Here is a 15,604-nt window from a genome sequence, read left to right on the forward strand (position 1 = left end):
CCCACTCCGCCACCGAACTCTGTGAGGCCTTGTGCCCGACGAGGACGAGGGATCATCCCCGCGGGCACGGAGAGCACTGCGCCGGCCGCACCGGAACCGGCCTCCCCTCCGGTCTACCTCCGCTCGAGCGGAGGTGAACCGTATCCAGCGGTGATCAAGCTGTGGTCCGACGCCTGGGCGGAGTTCGTACCCTTCCTCTCCTTCGACGTCGAGATCCGCAGCCGCGAGTGGCCGTAGCCGGCGTCGAGAGCCCGCTGGGGTGCCGGACAGCCCTTGGACGGTCCGCGATCGCCCAAGGGCTGTCCGGCCCAGCTCCGGGTCTCGGCACCGGTGTCAGCGCCAGTGGCCGATTTCGACGTTCTCCAGGACGCCGAGGGCGTCCGGCACCAGGACTGCCGCCGAATAGTAGGCCGTGACCAGGTACGAGATGATCGCCTGCTCGCTGATGCCCATAAAGCGAACGGACAGGCTCGGCTCGATCTCGTCCGGGATGCCGCTCTGCCTGAGCCCGATGACGCCCGCTTCCGACTCGCCCGTACGCATGCAGATGATCGATGTCGTACGGGCGTCGGAGATCGGGATCTTGTTGCAGGGGAAGATCGGCACACCGCGCCAGGCGGGCACCTGGTGGCCGTGCATGTCCACCGTGTCCGGGTAGAGACCCCGCTTGCTGCATTCCCGTCCGAACGCGGCGATCGCCCTGGGGTGGGCGAGGAACAGCTTGGATCCGCGGCGCCTGCTGAGCAGTTCGTCCATGTCGTCGGGGCTGGGAACGCCATTGTGCGGCTGCAGACGCTGGTCGTACTCGCAGTTGTGAAGCAGGCCGAACTCGCGGTTGTTGACGAGTTCGTGCTCCTGGCGTTCCTTGAGCGCCTCCACGGTGAGCCGCAACTGCTGCTCCGTCTGGTTCATCGGCTGGTTGTAGAGATCGGCGACCCTGCTGTGGATCCGCAGCACCGTCTGCGCGACGCTCAGTTCGTACTCGCGCGGGGCCGACTCATAGTCCACGAATGTGTGCGGCAGCAGGGCCTCTCCGACGTGGCCGGCCGACAGGTCGATCGCGGCCTCCCCGTATTTGTTGGTGCGCTGCCCGGGAACGGACCGCACCTGCTCCAGGTGGGCGTGGAGCGATACGGAACGGTCCGCCAGTGTCAGGACATCCTGCCGGGTGAGAGCTAGAACGGTGCAATGGGTCAGGGCACGTGCCGTGAACTCCCAGATGCCGTCGGAGGCGGTGAGGCATTGGTCGCCGAAGTAGGCCCCGTCGGCCAGTACACCGAGTACCGCGTCATCTCCGTAGGGCCCGGAGCCCACCTTCTCGACCTTGCCGTGCGCCAGCAGGAACACCGTGTCCGCCTGGCTGCCGAAGGAGGCGAGGACCGCCCCGGGCTCGTACTCCTGCTGCCGACAGCGCCGCGCCAGTTCGCCGAGCACCTCGAGGTCGCCGTAGTCCCGCAGAACCGGAAGTTCCCCCAGCTCGGCCGGGATCACCTCCACCTGGTCCCCCGTCTTCACGAAGGTCACGCGCCCGTCCCCGACCGCATAGTTCAGCCGGCGGTTCACCCGGTAGGTTCCACCTTCCACCTGGACCCAGGGCAGCATCCGCAGCAGCCACCTGGAGGTGATCTCCTGCATCTGCGGGACGGACTTGGTGGTGGTGGCCAGGTTGCGCGCGGCCGACGTCGCCAGGCTCTGCTGGCGCCGGTCTTGCTCCGTGCGGTTCTCGCTACCCGCCTCGACCGACATGTATTTCCCCCAAGCGTTTGTGATGGAGAATCAGTTTTTCGACTCGCTGAAAAAGCGTGACATTTGAAACTGGCGCCTTGCCATAACCCAAACGAGTGGGAATGAACTGCCACCGAACGGGCACCACCGAGGCTTCCCCAGAGGGGCGCTTCCGCTTTGACGGGCTCTTTTGGGCATGAAATTGCACCCAAATGACACCCCAATGGCGAAAGCGGAATTCACGCAGTGCGGCCGAGCCACCGGAGTGGCTCGATTGCGGATCACAATTCAGCGGATTTGAGGGTACGACAAGGCCGGGTGCGTCGACGGCGCGGACGGGGCAACCGCCCGGTGAGACCGTCGCGCACCTGCTGCAGGGGCACCTCAGGCGCGACCCCGTCCGCGGGACGGCGGCGTGCCGGCGGCAGGAGTGCAAAGGCGTGCGGAGGCCGGGATACGAGCCGCTGATGTACCGAGACCGGTGGGACGGGTGGGCGGGCTGGTCCACCTACCCACCGGGCGGCGCAACTCGGCCTCCTCGTATCGGTGGCACTGCCGGTGCCAGATGAGGATTCCGGCGAGCCAGTGCTTGAGCTCCTGTGCGTACCCGGTGAGCGTGGCCCGTGTGTCGGAGTCGAGATCCAGCTGGTCGAACATCTCCGGCAGCTCGGTGGACACCACGCGTTCGAACTCCCGCATCCGTGAGGTCATCAGATCGGCAACGATGCCGAGCGCTTCGGTGAGGCCGCAGTCGAAGAAGTCCTGGACGACGAGGACGGCGTTGTGGATCTCACCCTCGAACTCGATCTCCTTCTGGTACGAGTACAGGTCGTTGATCAGGGCCGCGTAGTCCGCCGCCGAGTTCTGCATCGCCTGGACGGGACGGCTCCGGTACGCCTCCGGCGGTACCGTGCGCCGGTGGGACAGGCGGCACAGACTCATCGTGAGGTCCGCCCCGAAGGTCTTGCGCCGCATCTCGATGTAGTCGACCGGGTCGGGGATGCGGTTCTCCGCCGCGTTGCACAGTTCCCACACCCAGCTGCCGGTCATGTCCTCGATGGTGCCGCGGAACGCGCGGCGTGCGGCGGTCGTCATCGGGCCGGCCGTACGGGACCACAGATCCGCGAGCCCGCGTTCCAGCGCGTTCGCCGGGGTGGGAACCGCCGTGGAGTCCACCGGCATGAACGCGGACAGCCGCTCGTTGCACAGCCTTGCGCCGTTGATGTCGGACCTGGGGCCGAACACGGCGGGGTAGTAGTCGTCTGCGTACGTTCCCCAGGTGAGCCAGTGCGTCGTCAGATCCAGCTCTTCGGGGGAGGCGTCCGGATGGATGCCCGCCGCGCACAGGGCCAAGTCGAAGGCCCGGAGCTTGTGTTCGTCCCAGATGCCGGGACCGGGCACGCCGGGCAGCGGCTCCAGCATGCCCATCGTGTGGGCCCAGTCGACGACGTGCTCGCGTGAGTCGTCCAGATGAGGACTCAGCTCTGTGGTGAACGGCATGTACAGCTCGGGGACGGGGACCGGCCCAACCCGCTGGAACGGCACATGCGCGTGGCTGCGCAGCCGCTTCGGCATCGTTGCCGCCACCGAGGCCGTGATGCGGGCCGCGGAGGTGCCCAGACCGGTCGGGCCGTGCCGGACACCCGCCAGACCGCCCGGGATGGCTGACGCGCTCGCCGTGACCGGTGAGCCTGCGGCCGTTGAGCCCCCGGCCGCGCCGTTCATATAGCGGCTGGAGCGCATGTGCCATTCGTGGCCGCCCGCCTGCCAGTCCTGGAGTCCCTTGACGTAGGCCAAGACGTCGGCGCAGGACTGCGGGGGCAGGCCGTGCTCGGCGAACAGCGGTGCCAGCTCGGTCAGCGCGGTGTGCTCGAACTGCTGCAGCCGAGAGGTGAGCAGTTCGTTGACGGCGTCGGCGGCCTGCTGGGTGTCGCAGCCCAGGAACCGTTCGAAGACCAGCACGCCGTTGGAGAGTTCGCCCTCGTCCTCGATCTCCCGCTGGTAGGAGAACAGGTCGTTCCGCAGGTGCACCGCGTCGGAGAAGGTGTCCCGGAGCACGAGCATGGGACGGCAGGCCGCGATCGGCTCCGGCACCTCGGCGCCCGCGGCGTACTCGACGAGACCCGCGGACCAGGGGGCACCGCCCACCTTGCGCCGCATCTCGATGTACTCCAGCGGATTGGCGACACGGCCGTCGGAGATGTTGCGCAGCTCCCACAGGGATTCCTCGAGCAGGGCTTTCGTGCTCGTCGCGAACCGGCGGCGCCAGTCCTGTGACATGGCCGGCACGGTGCGGGCCCACAGGTCGGCCAGGCCGCGCTCGACCGCGCTTGCCGACTCCGCGGGCGCACCCCCGGGCTCCATCGGCATGAAGGCCGGCAACCGGTCGAGGTAGGCGCGGGCTCCGGAAAGGTCCTGGCTGCGCTTGAAACGCCGCAGGAAGTCGTCGTCGAAGAAGAACACCCACACGTACCACTCGGTGACCAAGGACAGCTCGGCGGCCGGGGCATCGGGATGGGTGTACGAGCACAGCAAGGCGTAGTCGTGGGAGTCGAAGTCGCGGCTGTCCCAGACCTGCGATCCCTCGATCATCCCCATCCTGCGGGCCCAGGTCTTGGAGTCCTTCCGCACCGTCTCCAGGTGGGGGCTGAGCCGTGCCGGGTACGGCTCGTAGAACTCCGGAAGCTTGAAGGGCTGTGACATGGTCTGCCTCTCATTCCTCTCTGTGGAGGTGCTGTTTTCCGGATGCGTCGCTCTTTCGGACGACGGGCTGTCCGGGACGGCGTCGCCGCCGACGGCGGTCAGGGTGCGGTTGAGTCGACGGCGGGGAAGAGGTCGAGGAAGGGGCCGACCGCCGTGCCGGCGTCCCGGCTGAAGGGGGAGTCAAATTCCCAGATCAAGAAGAGCAGGAAGGCGATCAGGGCGCTGAACAGTCCAGCGAGCAGCAATTCCGGTGCAGAGGTGCGGATCTGCAGGGTGAAGATCATGCCGATCGTCACCAGCGCGCCCGCGATGAGACCGAACCAGACCACGCCCGGCATCGCCCCACCCGCGCTGTCGCCCCTAGAACCCCGGGCGTCATCGGCAACGGCGACCTGGTCGACCATCGGCTGGTAGGCCCGGTCCTCCTGGTCGGTCCGCGGTTCGTAGCCGGCGACGTCCTTGCGTACCCGCGAGAACAGTTCGGTTCCCCGGTCGGACAGTTCGCCGTGATCGGCCATGACCTGCCACTCCTCGTCGACCACGTAGTGCACGTAGGCGTCGATGTCCTTCTTGATGCGGTCCCGTACGGCCGCCGGGTACGCCTGAGCACGCTCGTTGACCTCGTGCAGGGCCTGGGCCTCGGCGCGTACGTTGTCATGCGCGGCACTGCGCGCCTCCCAGCCACCGGCGATGGCGAGTCCGAGCACGATCGCGTAGACAACACCGATCATCATGGTCATGTACTCGATGACGTCGGGGGTCTCGGTGGGATCGTCGTCGTCACCGATACGCCGGTGCCTGAGCAGGGTGATGGCCAGAACCACCACGCAGGCCGAGGCCATCACCAGGGCCAGGACCAGCCATTGCGACATGGAGCCTCCGTAGAGCGGCAGGGTCGGTGGGGCTTGCAGTGGGGGCCTGGTCCGGTCGCTGCGTCTCAACCTGTGGCTGTGGTGAGGGGGCGCGACCCGGGTGGCCGCCTAACGGCCGCGCCCGCCGCCCCGGGACGAGGAACGCGTGCGCAGGGCCGCCGCGGCCAGTACCGCCGGAGCCATGAGCAGCAGGGCCAGGGTCATCAACGGGATCCCGTCGCGTGTCGTTCTGCGCGGCGGGGCCTGGTACGTCCGGTGCGCGACGGGCCGCGGGGTCGGCGCCGCCCGCTCCGGGTGTTTCGGCTTCTGGCTCGGCGTGCCGGCCGCCTTCGAGGGGTGCGGCCGGGCCGGCACGGGAAGCGCGGTCTGCGGAGCTGTGACCCTCGGTGGGGAGGGCGTGGGGGACGGGGAGGCAGGGGTGGGTGACGGGGAGGTAGGGGTGGGTGACGGGGCGCTCGGAGGCGAGGGCTCAGGACGCGGAGTAGGTGGGGGCGGCGTGGCGGGCGGCCTCTCGCACGGTCGCTTCCACACGAGGCCCAACTGCAGCTGGGGCGCCGTGCGCGCTGTCACGGCCACGTACGAGTGCGGGCAGGCGTCACATTCCACGGTCACGAGGGAGTGGCTGCCCTCGGTGTCAACGACGATCCCACGGCATCCAGGCGCGGGCCACGCCGTCGCTTCGACACGTACACCGTGGGGCGGCGGGCTGTCCGTATCGGCCGTCTCCGCCCGCACCGCACCACCCGCGAGTGCAACCGAGCCCAGCACGACAACGGCGGCGACGCTCACTCGCGCCAGTCCCCTGCGGGCCGACCTGATCCCCCACTCCGTCATGTCTTCAAGGCTGTGCAGGCAGACCTGCGGGCAATCGGGATACGTCGCGCTTCCCTCGGACGAGGCATGCCACGACCCGGTGTTCGAATGGACAGGAGTCCGGGGATCCCGCAGCAGGCCGGGCCGGCCTCCGCCGACTCGCAGTAGCCGGCTGTCCGCCGGCGCGATCTGCCCAGCCCATGATCGCCACCTCGCTGAAGCTTTTCAGCTCGCTGGGCATGCGCACCTGAACGTGCCTCCGGAGCACCGCACCACCATCCTCGGCGCCCGCGCAAGGAATGTGATCGATACGGTGCCTGAGCGGATGCGAACGGGACGTCCAGCCCGGGAACTGCACGAGATCCTGGCTCTTCCCGTCGGCCAGAGGTGACAGCGGCACCCTCGATCGTTCAGCCTTGCCCCGTGAGTGCACCGATCCACGGCGGTTTCACCGACATCCAGATGCGTGAACTCCTTGAACCAGAAGCGCGCCTTCGGTGTCGTCTGGGTGGCTGCGGTCCGGTCTCCCGATGCCCTTTGGCGGGTACGCTGATCATGGTCCGGTAGGTGGCGGCGTCCTCGGGCTCGCCGACCCGTCAGCCGTCGGCTTCCACCCAGGCGCGTGCGGCGAATGGAGGGGTGCGCACTCCCGAGCACCATGTGGGCCAGTTGCCGTTCATCCGGCACAGCAGGGTGGTGGCCAGTGAGCGCTGGAGGCAGTAGCGGCCGGCGCACAGTGTGCTGACGGCCGTCACGTCCTGACGGGCCTGGAGGGCCTGGGTGTAGTTGGCCGGCGTGGCTCCTCGGCGTGCGGCGTTCAGGACGGCGCGGATGCGGCGGGGTGGCAGGTGGGCGATGAGCCGCGCGGCGGTGACGGCGGTGCGGGCGGCGATACGGCGGGGCAGCGGAGGCCGGATTGCGCTGGTGTCCAGGACCTGGCTCATGAGGCCGTGACCAGGTTCGCCCGGGTGAGCTGGTCGACCAGTGCCGCGACATCGGCTGCGGCGCGTTCCCGGCTCACCGGCCCGGTCCGGGCGAGCCGGTCGGCCACGTGCTCCGATGTGGCGCCCTCGAGCAGGGCCTGGACGACGCGGGCGCCGGCGCCGTTGAGCTGCCAGTAGCGTCCGCTGCGCTCGTCCAGCAGGACCATGCCGTCGTCGGTGGGGCAGGCTGTGACATCAGCGCGCAGTGGGCTCAACAGGATGCTCCTTCGTGTTCGTGCCCGGGCTGCCGCCCGCGCTCGGACCGCGCCGGATCGGGCCGGCTCAGGTACGCGGGGGTTGGATGGGCCGCCAGGTCGCGCAGCCATGCTTCGGCACCGAGGGTGGCCTCCAGCTCTCCCGCGCCGTCGGCGAGCAGGCCCGGGGAGATCAGCGCACGCCGCAGCGGCTCTTCGTCGGCGACGCCTGCGGCCACCAGGTGGGAGTCCTCGGCCCACGCGGCCAGAATCCGCCGGTGCAGTTTCAGCCCGGCGTGCCACTCCTGGCCGCAGTGGTCCTTGGTGGTACGGCGCAGGATGCGGGCAGGCACCAGGCCGTCCGTCGCGGCGGCGAGCAACGGTTTGTACGACCACGGGGCCGCCGCCTCCTGCGGCCGGGCCACCAGGCAGGCGCTGATCACGGCGTCGTCGCAGAACGGGCTGTGCGCGGGCAGCCCGGCGGCTGCCGTCTCGTGCGCGAGGTGCCCGGCGATCCGCCCGGCCTGCTGTGCCTGTTGGGTCCAGGCGTGACGACCGCGGTCCGGGGCCAGCGGCACGGCGTCGAGGGCGGCCGCGCGCAGCAGCTCGCCGAGCAGCTCGACGGCCTGCTCGCTCGTCCACGGCGGAAGCTGCGGCCGTGGTCTCCAGCCCTCCGGCAGCCCGAAGACGGCACCGCGCGCGGGCGTCTGTCGCAGCTGCCCCGCGGTACCGGCCAGCCAGGAACCGTAGCCGCGCCCGTCGAGCAGCATGCGCAACGTGGCGCCCAGCGGCCACCGGCGGTGCACCCGAAGACCGTTGACGTGCCGCAGGCCCAGCAGCGGGGAGCGGCGCAGCAGGCCATGCATATACGCGTCGCAGGGCTGGACCACGTGGTCACCGCCGTGTCCCATCAGGCGGCGCAGCGCCCCGTGGCTGCGCATCGCTGCGGCGAGTTGATGCTGCTGGGCCCGGTCGCGCAGTGCGGCTGAGGGCTCGTCCGCCGGATCCCGGCGCTCGTTGAGCCCGGTGAAGTGGGCGGGCAGCTCGGCGGAGGCAAAGACCATGCGCTCGATACCGGGCAGGTGCTCCGCCGCGTGCCGGGCGTAGGTGTGGTCCTCGTTGCCGGGCGCGTTCCAGTGCAGGGTGGCGGTGACCAGGCGCGCCCCGGCCTCGGCGGCCAGAAAGCACAGGGAGGTGGAGTCCATGCCCCCCCGACAGGTCGGCGCTCAGTACCTCGCCCGGGCGGACCCGCAGCGCCACGGCATCCCGCATTGCCTGTCGCAGGGCGGGCGCCGCCTCGGCCAGCGGCAGCTCGGCTGTCGGCGCCTGCCACCAGGCGGCCGTCCGCCACTGACCGCCGGGCTCCAGATACAGGCCATGGCCGGGAGGGACGCTGTGGGTCCCGCGCCACAGCGCACCACTGGCGAGCGGGTGCGGGACGGTGGAGCCAGCCAGGCGTGCGGCCAGTTGCGCGGTGTCCAGCTCGGCGCCGGTGAGCCAGGCCAGCGTACGGGCGCGGTCGGCACCCACGGTCCCGCCCCCGGCCGCCGTCCGGCCGGATCGGTACCCGGCGGGGCGGACATGGGGCCCTGTCAGCTCACCAGTCGGGGCAGGCCCAGGCCATGCCAATCCATGCGCCAGCCTTGGCGCCGATATCTCCGCTGGTCCACATGGCGTGGCCCCCAAGCCGGACAGGATCGGGAAGAAGTTCGTCGGGACCACCGCACCCGTGCTGGCCGACCGTTCCGTCACCGAGGAGATCGAGGGGACCATCGGGCCGCTGGTGCAGGCGGTGGTTCCGGTCAAGGCGCCCGACGGATCGGTTGTGGGCCTGGTGTCGGCCGGTATCACGACCGCCAATGTGAGTGATGTCGCGCATCGGCAGTTGCCGATCTTCCTCGCGGCGGCGGCACTCGGTCTGTCGACGGCGGGGACAGCGCTCGTGAGCAGACGGCTGCTGCGCCAGACCCGTGGTCTGGGCCCGTATGAGATGACCTGGATGTACGAGCACCATGATGCCGTGCTGCACGCCGTCCGGGAGGCAGTGATCATTGTCGGCGGTTCGGGGCGGCTGCTGCTTGTCAATGACGAGGCCCAACAACTGCTGGGTCTGCCCGCCGACGCCGAGAGGCGGCACGTTCTCGAACTCGGTTTGGAGGCGGACACCGCCGGGCTGCCGGCCTCGGGACGAGTGGCCACGTCTGCGCGCCTTGTCCGGGCGGGCCGAGATGGCACGTGAACGCCTCAGGCTGCTGTACGACGCCGGGGTGGGCATCGGCACGGGTCTGGACGTCGCACGGACCGCCAGGGAACTGACGGAGGTGGCCGTGCCACGGTTCGCGGACTTCGTCACCGTGGATCTGGCCGATGCCGTGCTGAACGGGGAGGAGCCGAGCAAGGTCACCGAACTGCGCCGCACAGCGTTCAGCAGCAGCGCCTCACCCCACCTGCGCTACGCGGCCACCACCGACGAGAGCGGACGCGGCCTGTTCCTCGTCGCGCAGCTCACCGAACGCTGGGGAACCCGCTACACCCCACGGGCAAGATCATCTGGGCCGAACAGCCCCTCCCCTGAGAGCCGAGCGCAGCGTGTCCGGGGCCGGTTCGCTCGTGATCAGGGTCAACTCGGGTGCAGGACTCCGCAGTTGGTCCCCGACATGGCTGTCCGCCCTTCCGGGCGGGGCCTTCGAGCTGTCAGACTCCGGAGGTGCCCGACTTCGACATACTCGTCATCGGATCCGGTCCGGGCGGCCAGAAGGCCGCCATCGCCGCTGCCAAGCTCGGCCGCCGGGTCGCTGTCATCGACCGCCCCGACATGGTCGGCGGGGTCTCCATCCACACCGGGACCATCCCTTCCAAGACACTGCGTGAGGCGGTCCTGTATCTGACCGGCCTCACCCAGCGTGATCTGTACGGCCAGAGCTACCGTCTCAAGGAGGACATCACCGTCGCCGACCTGACCGCACGCACCCAGCATGTGGTGGGCCGTGAGGTCGACGTCGTCCGCAGCCAGCTCTCCCGCAACCACGTCTCCCTTTTCGCCGGCACCGGCCGTTTCGTCGACGACCACACCGTCGCGTTGCGTGAAGTGACGGGCCACGAGCGGCTGTTGAGCGCCGGGCACATCGTCATCGCCACGGGCACCCGTCCCGCCCGGCCCGCGAGTGTCGAGTTCGACGAGCGGACGATCATCGATTCGGACAACGTACTCAATCTGGAGCGGGTGCCGCGTTCCATGGTCATCGTGGGCGCCGGGGTGATCGGCATGGAGTACGCCTCCATGTTCGCCGCTCTCGGCAGCAAGGTCACCGTGGTCGAGCAGCGGCCCGGGATGCTCGACATCTGCGATGTCGAGGTGATCGAGTCGCTGAAGTACCAGCTGCGGGATCTGGCCGTCACCTTCCGGTTCGGGGAGACCGTCGCCGCGGTCGAACGTCACCCGCGGGGCACGCTCACCGTCCTGGAGAGCGGCAAGAAGATACCCGCGGACGCCGTGATGTACTCCGCGGGCCGCCAGGGCCTCACCGACGACCTCGAACTCGACAAGGCCGGGCTGTCCGCCGACCGGCGCGGCCGGATCAAGGTCGACGAGCACTACCGCACCGAAGTGCCGCACATCTATGCCGTCGGCGACGTCATCGGTTTCCCGGCGCTGGCCGCGACCTCGATGGAGCAGGGGCGTACGGCCGCGTATCACGCCTGTGGCGAGCCGGTGAACCAAATGGACGGCCTTCAGCCGATCGGCATCTACACCATCCCGGAGATCAGCTTCATCGGGCGGACCGAGGACCAGCTCACCGAGGATTCCGTGCCGTACGAGGTCGGCATCTCCCGCTATCGCGAGCTGGCCCGGGGGCAGATCATCGGCGACTCGCACGGCATGCTCAAACTGCTCGTCTCGCCGGAGGACCGCAGGCTCCTCGGCGTGCACTGTTTCGGCACCGGGGCCACCGAGCTGATCCATATCGGGCAGTCCGTGATGGGCTGCGGCGGCACGGTGGACTACCTGGTCGACGCGGTGTTCAACTACCCCACCCTTGCGGAGTCCTACAAAGTCGCCGCCCTGGACGCGACGAACAAGATCCGGCAGATCGACCGGCTCAGAGACTGATTCAGGGACTGATGAGGAGGAGATCGCGTCGATGACGGCGTCCGAATCAAGTCACTTACGCTCGTGGGGTCCTGTCCGCGCGGCCGTACCCGCGGGCCGCGTATGCGGGAGTCTTGTCGTAGCCCTCCTGCTGGCCTGTGCCCTGCTGCCGGCGGGCCCCGCGACCGCCTCCGGCCCCCGTGACTCCGGCCCGGTCGGCTGGGCTTCCGTCAACGGCGGCACCACCGGGGGCGCGGGCGCCGGGCCGGAGTCGGTGTGGAGGGTGTCGACGCGTGCGGAGCTGAAGGAGGCGCTGGCCAACCGGGGCGAGCCGACCGCGCCAAAGGTCATCCGGGTCGAGGGAGACATCAGCGGCCATGAGGCCGGCGACGGCACGCTGCTCGGTGAGCAGGACTACGCCCCCGGCTACGACCTGGCGAAGTACATGTCGTGCTTCGGCGAGGACGGCGCCGAGTGGTCCGACACCCGCTACGACTACTGCAAGCAGCAGCGGATCCTGCGGCAGACCGGTTCGAACCAGGAGAAGCAGCAGATCCAGCTGACCGTGCCGAGCAACACCACGCTCATCGGCACGGGAGGCGACGCCCGCCTGCTCGGAGTCTTCCTGAGTATCAACACCGGCACCAACATCGTGATCCGCGACCTGACCCTCGAAGCGCCCGTCGACCACTTCACCACCTGGTCGCCGGACGACGGGGAACAGGGCAGCTGGAACGCCCGCTTCGACGCCCTGGCGGTGATCACCGGCAGGAACATCTGGATCGACCACTGCACTTTCACCGACGGCCGCTATCCGGACCGCACGGCACCGCCCGGCTTCCACGGCGAGCGGGTCCAGCGGCACGACGGGCTGCTGGACATCGAGGACGGTTCGGACTTCATCACGGTGTCGGACAGCCGGTTCACCGACCACGACAAGGCGGTCCTCATCGGGTCCGGCGACGGGCGGGGCGACCGCGACCGCGGGCATCTGAAGGTCACCTTCGTCCGCAACCTGTTCACCGACATCGCACAGCGCGCTCCGCGCGTCCGCTTCGGGCAGGTGCACGTGGTCAACAACGTCTACCGGGGCCGGGCCGAGGACACCGGGTACGCGCTCGGCATCGGGGTGGAGTCCGCGACGGTCTCCGAGAGGAACGTATTCCTGTACGAGGGCCCAGACGCGAGCCCCGCCCTGGTGGTCGCGCTCTACGGGGGCACGCGCTTCAGGGACACGGGTTCCTGGCTGAACGGCCGCCCGGCCGGACTCGACGCCGCGGCGGCGGCCGAGGCGGCCGAGGGGTTCACGACGGACACCGGCTGGGCGCCGGCCGATGTCTACCCGTACCGTCCGCTGAGGTCGCCGGCCGCGGTGTGGTGGCACGTCCTGAACCACTCCGGCCCCCGCCACCACTGAACGGAGCGCCACCACGCCGCTACCTGTGCACGTACGACCTCACGGCTTTCGGGCGACACCGCCCAAGGCGATCACCTCGCCGGCAGTGCCGGCGGTCGTGGGGTCGGGGCGCCAGTCGGTGATGGGGACGACGCCGGGCTCCAGCAGTTCCAGGCCGTCGAAGAAGCCCGCCAGCTGCTGCGGGCTGCGCAGGTAGTACGGGGCCGCGCCGCTCTCGTTGTAGAGGCGGGTGGCTTCGGCGTTGGACTGGTTGGTGTCCACGCTGTCGTTGAACGCGAAGTAGCTGCCGGAGGGCAGTGTCCCCATGAGTGCGCTGACGATGGACCGCGCTTCTTCGTAGTCGGCGATGTGCCCGCTGACCTGCATCAATGTGAGTGCGACCGGTTGTGTGAGGTCGAGGGTACGGGCTGCTTCCCGCAGCACGGCGCTCGGGTCGTGCAGGTCCGCGTGGATGTAGTCGGTCGCTCCCTCACGGGTGCTGGTCAGCAGTGCTTGGGCATGGGCCAGGACCAGGGGGTCGTTGTCGACGTAGACGATGCGGGCGTCGGGGGCCACCCGCTGGGCGATCTCGTGGGTGTTGTTCGCTGTGGGCAGGCCGGTGCCGATGTCGAGGAACTGGCGGATCCCGGCCTCACCGGCCAGGTGGCGCACTGCGCGGCCGAGGAAGGCCCGGGAGTCGCGGGCGAGGTCGGTGATGCCGGGGAAGATCTCGCGGAAGGCGTCGCCTGCTTCCTCGTCGACGGGGTAGTTGTCCTTGCCGCCGAGCCAGTAGTTCCAGATCCGGGCCGAATGCGGCACCGCCGAGTCGATCTTCGCTGACGCCGCGGTGTCGGGGGCGGACGAGTCCTGCGTCACCGTTCAGCCTCCTTCTGGGAAACATCGTTGGCCTTAGGCATCCAACGTAGAGTCAACTGCCCTCGTTCCACCGACACTTTGCCGGGTTCGAGAGGCGTGAGTACCAGGACACCCGTCGCCGTATCGAGCGCGTCACCCGCATGGCCGCCTCCTGCCGGCGAGGCAGGAGGCGGCCCGTTGTCGGCGTCCGTCGGGGATGGCATCTGCTGACAGAAGTTTCATCACCTATCAACTCTCATATACAATGATCGCGTGAGGCTGTCAGAATGGGCGGCACGCAACGGCGTGCACTACCAGACCGCGTGGCGGTGGGCGAGGGACGGGAAACTCCCCGTTCCCGCGACCCGGACCGCGACCGGCGTGTGGCTGGTGCACGAGGCCGAACAGTCGCCCGAGGGGCGCACGGTGGCGTACTGCCGCGTCTCGTCGGCCGACCAGAAGCCGGACCTTGACCGGCAGGTGGCCCGTGTCGTCACCGGCGCCACCCAACTGGGCCTGCCGGTGTCAGAGGTGGTAACCGAAGTCGGCTCGGGGCTGAATGAGCGGCGGCGCAAACTGCACCGGCTGCTGGCCGATCCGGACGCGACCGTGATCGTGGTGGAGCACCGTGACCGGCTCGCCCGCTTCGGCGTCGAGCACCTCGAAGCAGCCCTGTCGGCGTCCGGGCGGCGTCTGGTGGTCCTCGATCCGCAGGAGACCACGGACGACCTGGTGCGGGACATCACCGAGGTGCTGACCTCGATGTGCGCCCGCTTGTACGGGCGCAGGGCCGCGAAGAACCGCGCCGCGCGCGCCGCGGCTGTGATGACCAGCGAGGCTGCCCGGTGAAGAAATTCCAGCCACAGCCTGGTTTCGTGGTGCAGGCGTACCGGTTCGCCCTCGATCCGAACGCCGCTGAGGAACAGGCGCTCAGGTCGCACTGCGGTGCGGCGCGCGCGGCATACAACTGGGCGGTGTCGTGGGTGCGGGCGTCGTGGGCGCAGCGGGCGGCCGAGGCGACCTACGGGATCGGCGAGGCGGAGTTGACGCAGTGGCGGCCGTGGTCGCTGCCCGCGCTGCGGAAGGCGTTCAACGAGGCCAAACGCACCGACCCGCGGTTCGCCGGCTGGTGGGGAGAGAACTCCAAGGAGGCGTACAGCACCGGCCTGGCAGGCGCCGCCGCCGCGTTCGACAACTACGCCAAGTCGAAGAACGGCAAGCGCAAGGGCAAGCGTGTGGGCGCGCCCCGCCGGAAGTCGAAGCGGAAGGCGCGCCTGGCCTGCCGGTTCACCACCGGCGCCATCCGCGTCGAGCCGGACGGCCGTCACGTCACCCTGCCCCGGCTGGGCACGATCCGTGTGCACGAACGCGCTGACGACCTGCGTGACCGCGTCGCGGCCGGGACCGCCCGCATCCTGTCCGTGACCGTGCGGCACGAACGCGGCCGGTGGTTCGTCTCCTTCCAGAGCGAGGTCAAGCGGGACCTGGTCCGCGTCGCCCGCCCGGACGTGGCGGTCGGTATCGACCTCGGGGTGAAGCACCTGGCGGTGATGGCCGACAGCGCCGGGGAGATCCGCTACGAGCCGAACCCCAAGCGCCTGGACGGCTGCCTGAAACTGCTGCGCCTGCACTCGCGCCGGGTCTCCCGACGGCAGGGTCCCGACCGGCGCACCGGACAGAAGCCGTCAAAGCGGTGAGAGAAGGCCAACGCCGAGCGCAACCGCATCCACCACCGGGTCGCGAACCAGCGCGCGGACGCCCTGCACAAGCTCACCACCAAGATCCGGGCCGAGTGCGGCACCGTGGTGGTGGAAGACCTCAACGTCGCCGGCATGCTGAAGAACCGGCGCCTGGCCCGCCAGGTTGCCGACGCCGGATTCGGGGAGATCCGCCGCCAGCTCACCTACAAGGGCCGGCGCAACGCCACCCCCACCGTGGTGGCCAACCGCTGGTACCCGTCCTCCAAGACCTGC

At 69.5% G+C, this 15,604-nt stretch carries 12 protein-coding genes and 2 pseudogenes; 6 read left to right on the forward strand and 8 right to left on the reverse strand.

Annotated features, from left to right (window positions below):
- Nucleotides 1–333: 333 nt before the first annotated feature.
- From ACYVO6_RS32820 to ACYVO6_RS32850, 7 genes are all read right to left on the reverse strand, one after another.
- Nucleotides 334–1,746, reverse strand: a complete 1,413-nt coding sequence (locus tag ACYVO6_RS32820; RefSeq protein WP_461067577.1) for a family 2B encapsulin nanocompartment shell protein — start codon at nt 1,744–1,746, stop codon at nt 334–336.
- 363 nt (nt 1,747–2,109) lie between these two features.
- Complete coding sequence (locus tag ACYVO6_RS32825; RefSeq protein WP_461067579.1) at nt 2,110–4,428, reverse strand: family 2 encapsulin nanocompartment cargo protein terpene cyclase; 2,319 nt, start codon at nt 4,426–4,428, stop codon at nt 2,110–2,112.
- A gap of 98 nt (nt 4,429–4,526) precedes the next feature.
- Nucleotides 4,527–5,300 (reverse strand): bestrophin-like domain, encoded by a 774-nt coding sequence (locus ACYVO6_RS32830; RefSeq protein WP_461067581.1) that lies wholly within the window; start codon nt 5,298–5,300, stop codon nt 4,527–4,529.
- A 108-nt stretch (nt 5,301–5,408) separates the two neighbouring features.
- Nucleotides 5,409–5,654, reverse strand: a complete 246-nt coding sequence (locus ACYVO6_RS32835) for a hypothetical protein (protein WP_461067583.1) — start codon at nt 5,652–5,654, stop codon at nt 5,409–5,411.
- Between the two features lie 1,055 nt (nt 5,655–6,709).
- Nucleotides 6,710–7,057, reverse strand: a complete 348-nt coding sequence (locus ACYVO6_RS32840; RefSeq protein ID WP_461067585.1) for a lasso peptide biosynthesis B2 protein — start codon at nt 7,055–7,057, stop codon at nt 6,710–6,712.
- A complete protein-coding gene (locus ACYVO6_RS32845; protein ID WP_461067587.1) occupies nt 7,054–7,311 on the reverse strand; it encodes a lasso peptide biosynthesis PqqD family chaperone in 258 nt (85 codons plus the stop codon). Before ACYVO6_RS32845 ends, ACYVO6_RS32840 begins: the two co-directional genes overlap by 4 nt.
- Nucleotides 7,308–8,495, reverse strand: coding sequence for an asparagine synthase-related protein (locus ACYVO6_RS32850; protein ID WP_461067589.1), 1,188 nt, complete (start codon nt 8,493–8,495; stop codon nt 7,308–7,310). Before ACYVO6_RS32850 ends, ACYVO6_RS32845 begins: the two co-directional genes overlap by 4 nt.
- A 269-nt stretch (nt 8,496–8,764) precedes the next feature.
- Here ACYVO6_RS32850 and ACYVO6_RS32855 point away from each other — a divergent pair.
- From ACYVO6_RS32855 to ACYVO6_RS32865, 3 genes and pseudogenes are all read left to right on the forward strand, one after another.
- A pseudogene (locus ACYVO6_RS32855) lies at nt 8,765–9,719 on the forward strand (histidine kinase); the annotation flags it as partial.
- Between the two features lie 278 nt (nt 9,720–9,997).
- Complete coding sequence (gene sthA / locus ACYVO6_RS32860; protein ID WP_461067591.1) at nt 9,998–11,401, forward strand: Si-specific NAD(P)(+) transhydrogenase; 1,404 nt, start codon at nt 9,998–10,000, stop codon at nt 11,399–11,401.
- Nucleotides 11,402–11,432: 31 nt separating this feature from the next.
- Nucleotides 11,433–12,797, forward strand: coding sequence for a pectate lyase family protein (locus tag ACYVO6_RS32865; RefSeq protein ID WP_461067593.1), 1,365 nt, complete (start codon nt 11,433–11,435; stop codon nt 12,795–12,797).
- 39 nt (nt 12,798–12,836) lie between these two features.
- Here the strand turns inward: ACYVO6_RS32865 and ACYVO6_RS32870 are convergent, their stop codons facing one another.
- Nucleotides 12,837–13,652, reverse strand: a complete 816-nt coding sequence (locus tag ACYVO6_RS32870) for an SAM-dependent methyltransferase (RefSeq protein WP_461067595.1) — start codon at nt 13,650–13,652, stop codon at nt 12,837–12,839.
- A 252-nt stretch (nt 13,653–13,904) separates the two neighbouring features.
- Here ACYVO6_RS32870 and ACYVO6_RS32875 point away from each other — a divergent pair, with 252 nt between their 5' ends.
- The 3 genes and pseudogenes from ACYVO6_RS32875 to ACYVO6_RS32885 form a co-directional block, all read left to right on the forward strand.
- Nucleotides 13,905–14,480 carry an IS607 family transposase gene (locus ACYVO6_RS32875; protein WP_461067597.1) on the forward strand — a complete coding sequence of 192 codons (576 nt, stop codon included), beginning with the start codon at nt 13,905–13,907 and terminating at the stop codon, nt 14,478–14,480.
- 26 nt (nt 14,481–14,506) lie between these two features.
- Nucleotides 14,507–15,328: a helix-turn-helix domain-containing protein gene (locus ACYVO6_RS32880; protein ID WP_461067599.1), complete on the forward strand. Its 822-nt coding sequence runs from the start codon at nt 14,507–14,509 to the stop codon at nt 15,326–15,328.
- A gap of 15 nt (nt 15,329–15,343) precedes the next feature.
- Nucleotides 15,344–15,604, forward strand: a pseudogene (locus ACYVO6_RS32885) (transposase); the annotation flags it as partial.

The sequence above is a fragment of the Streptomyces pseudoechinosporeus genome (assembly GCF_054783935.1).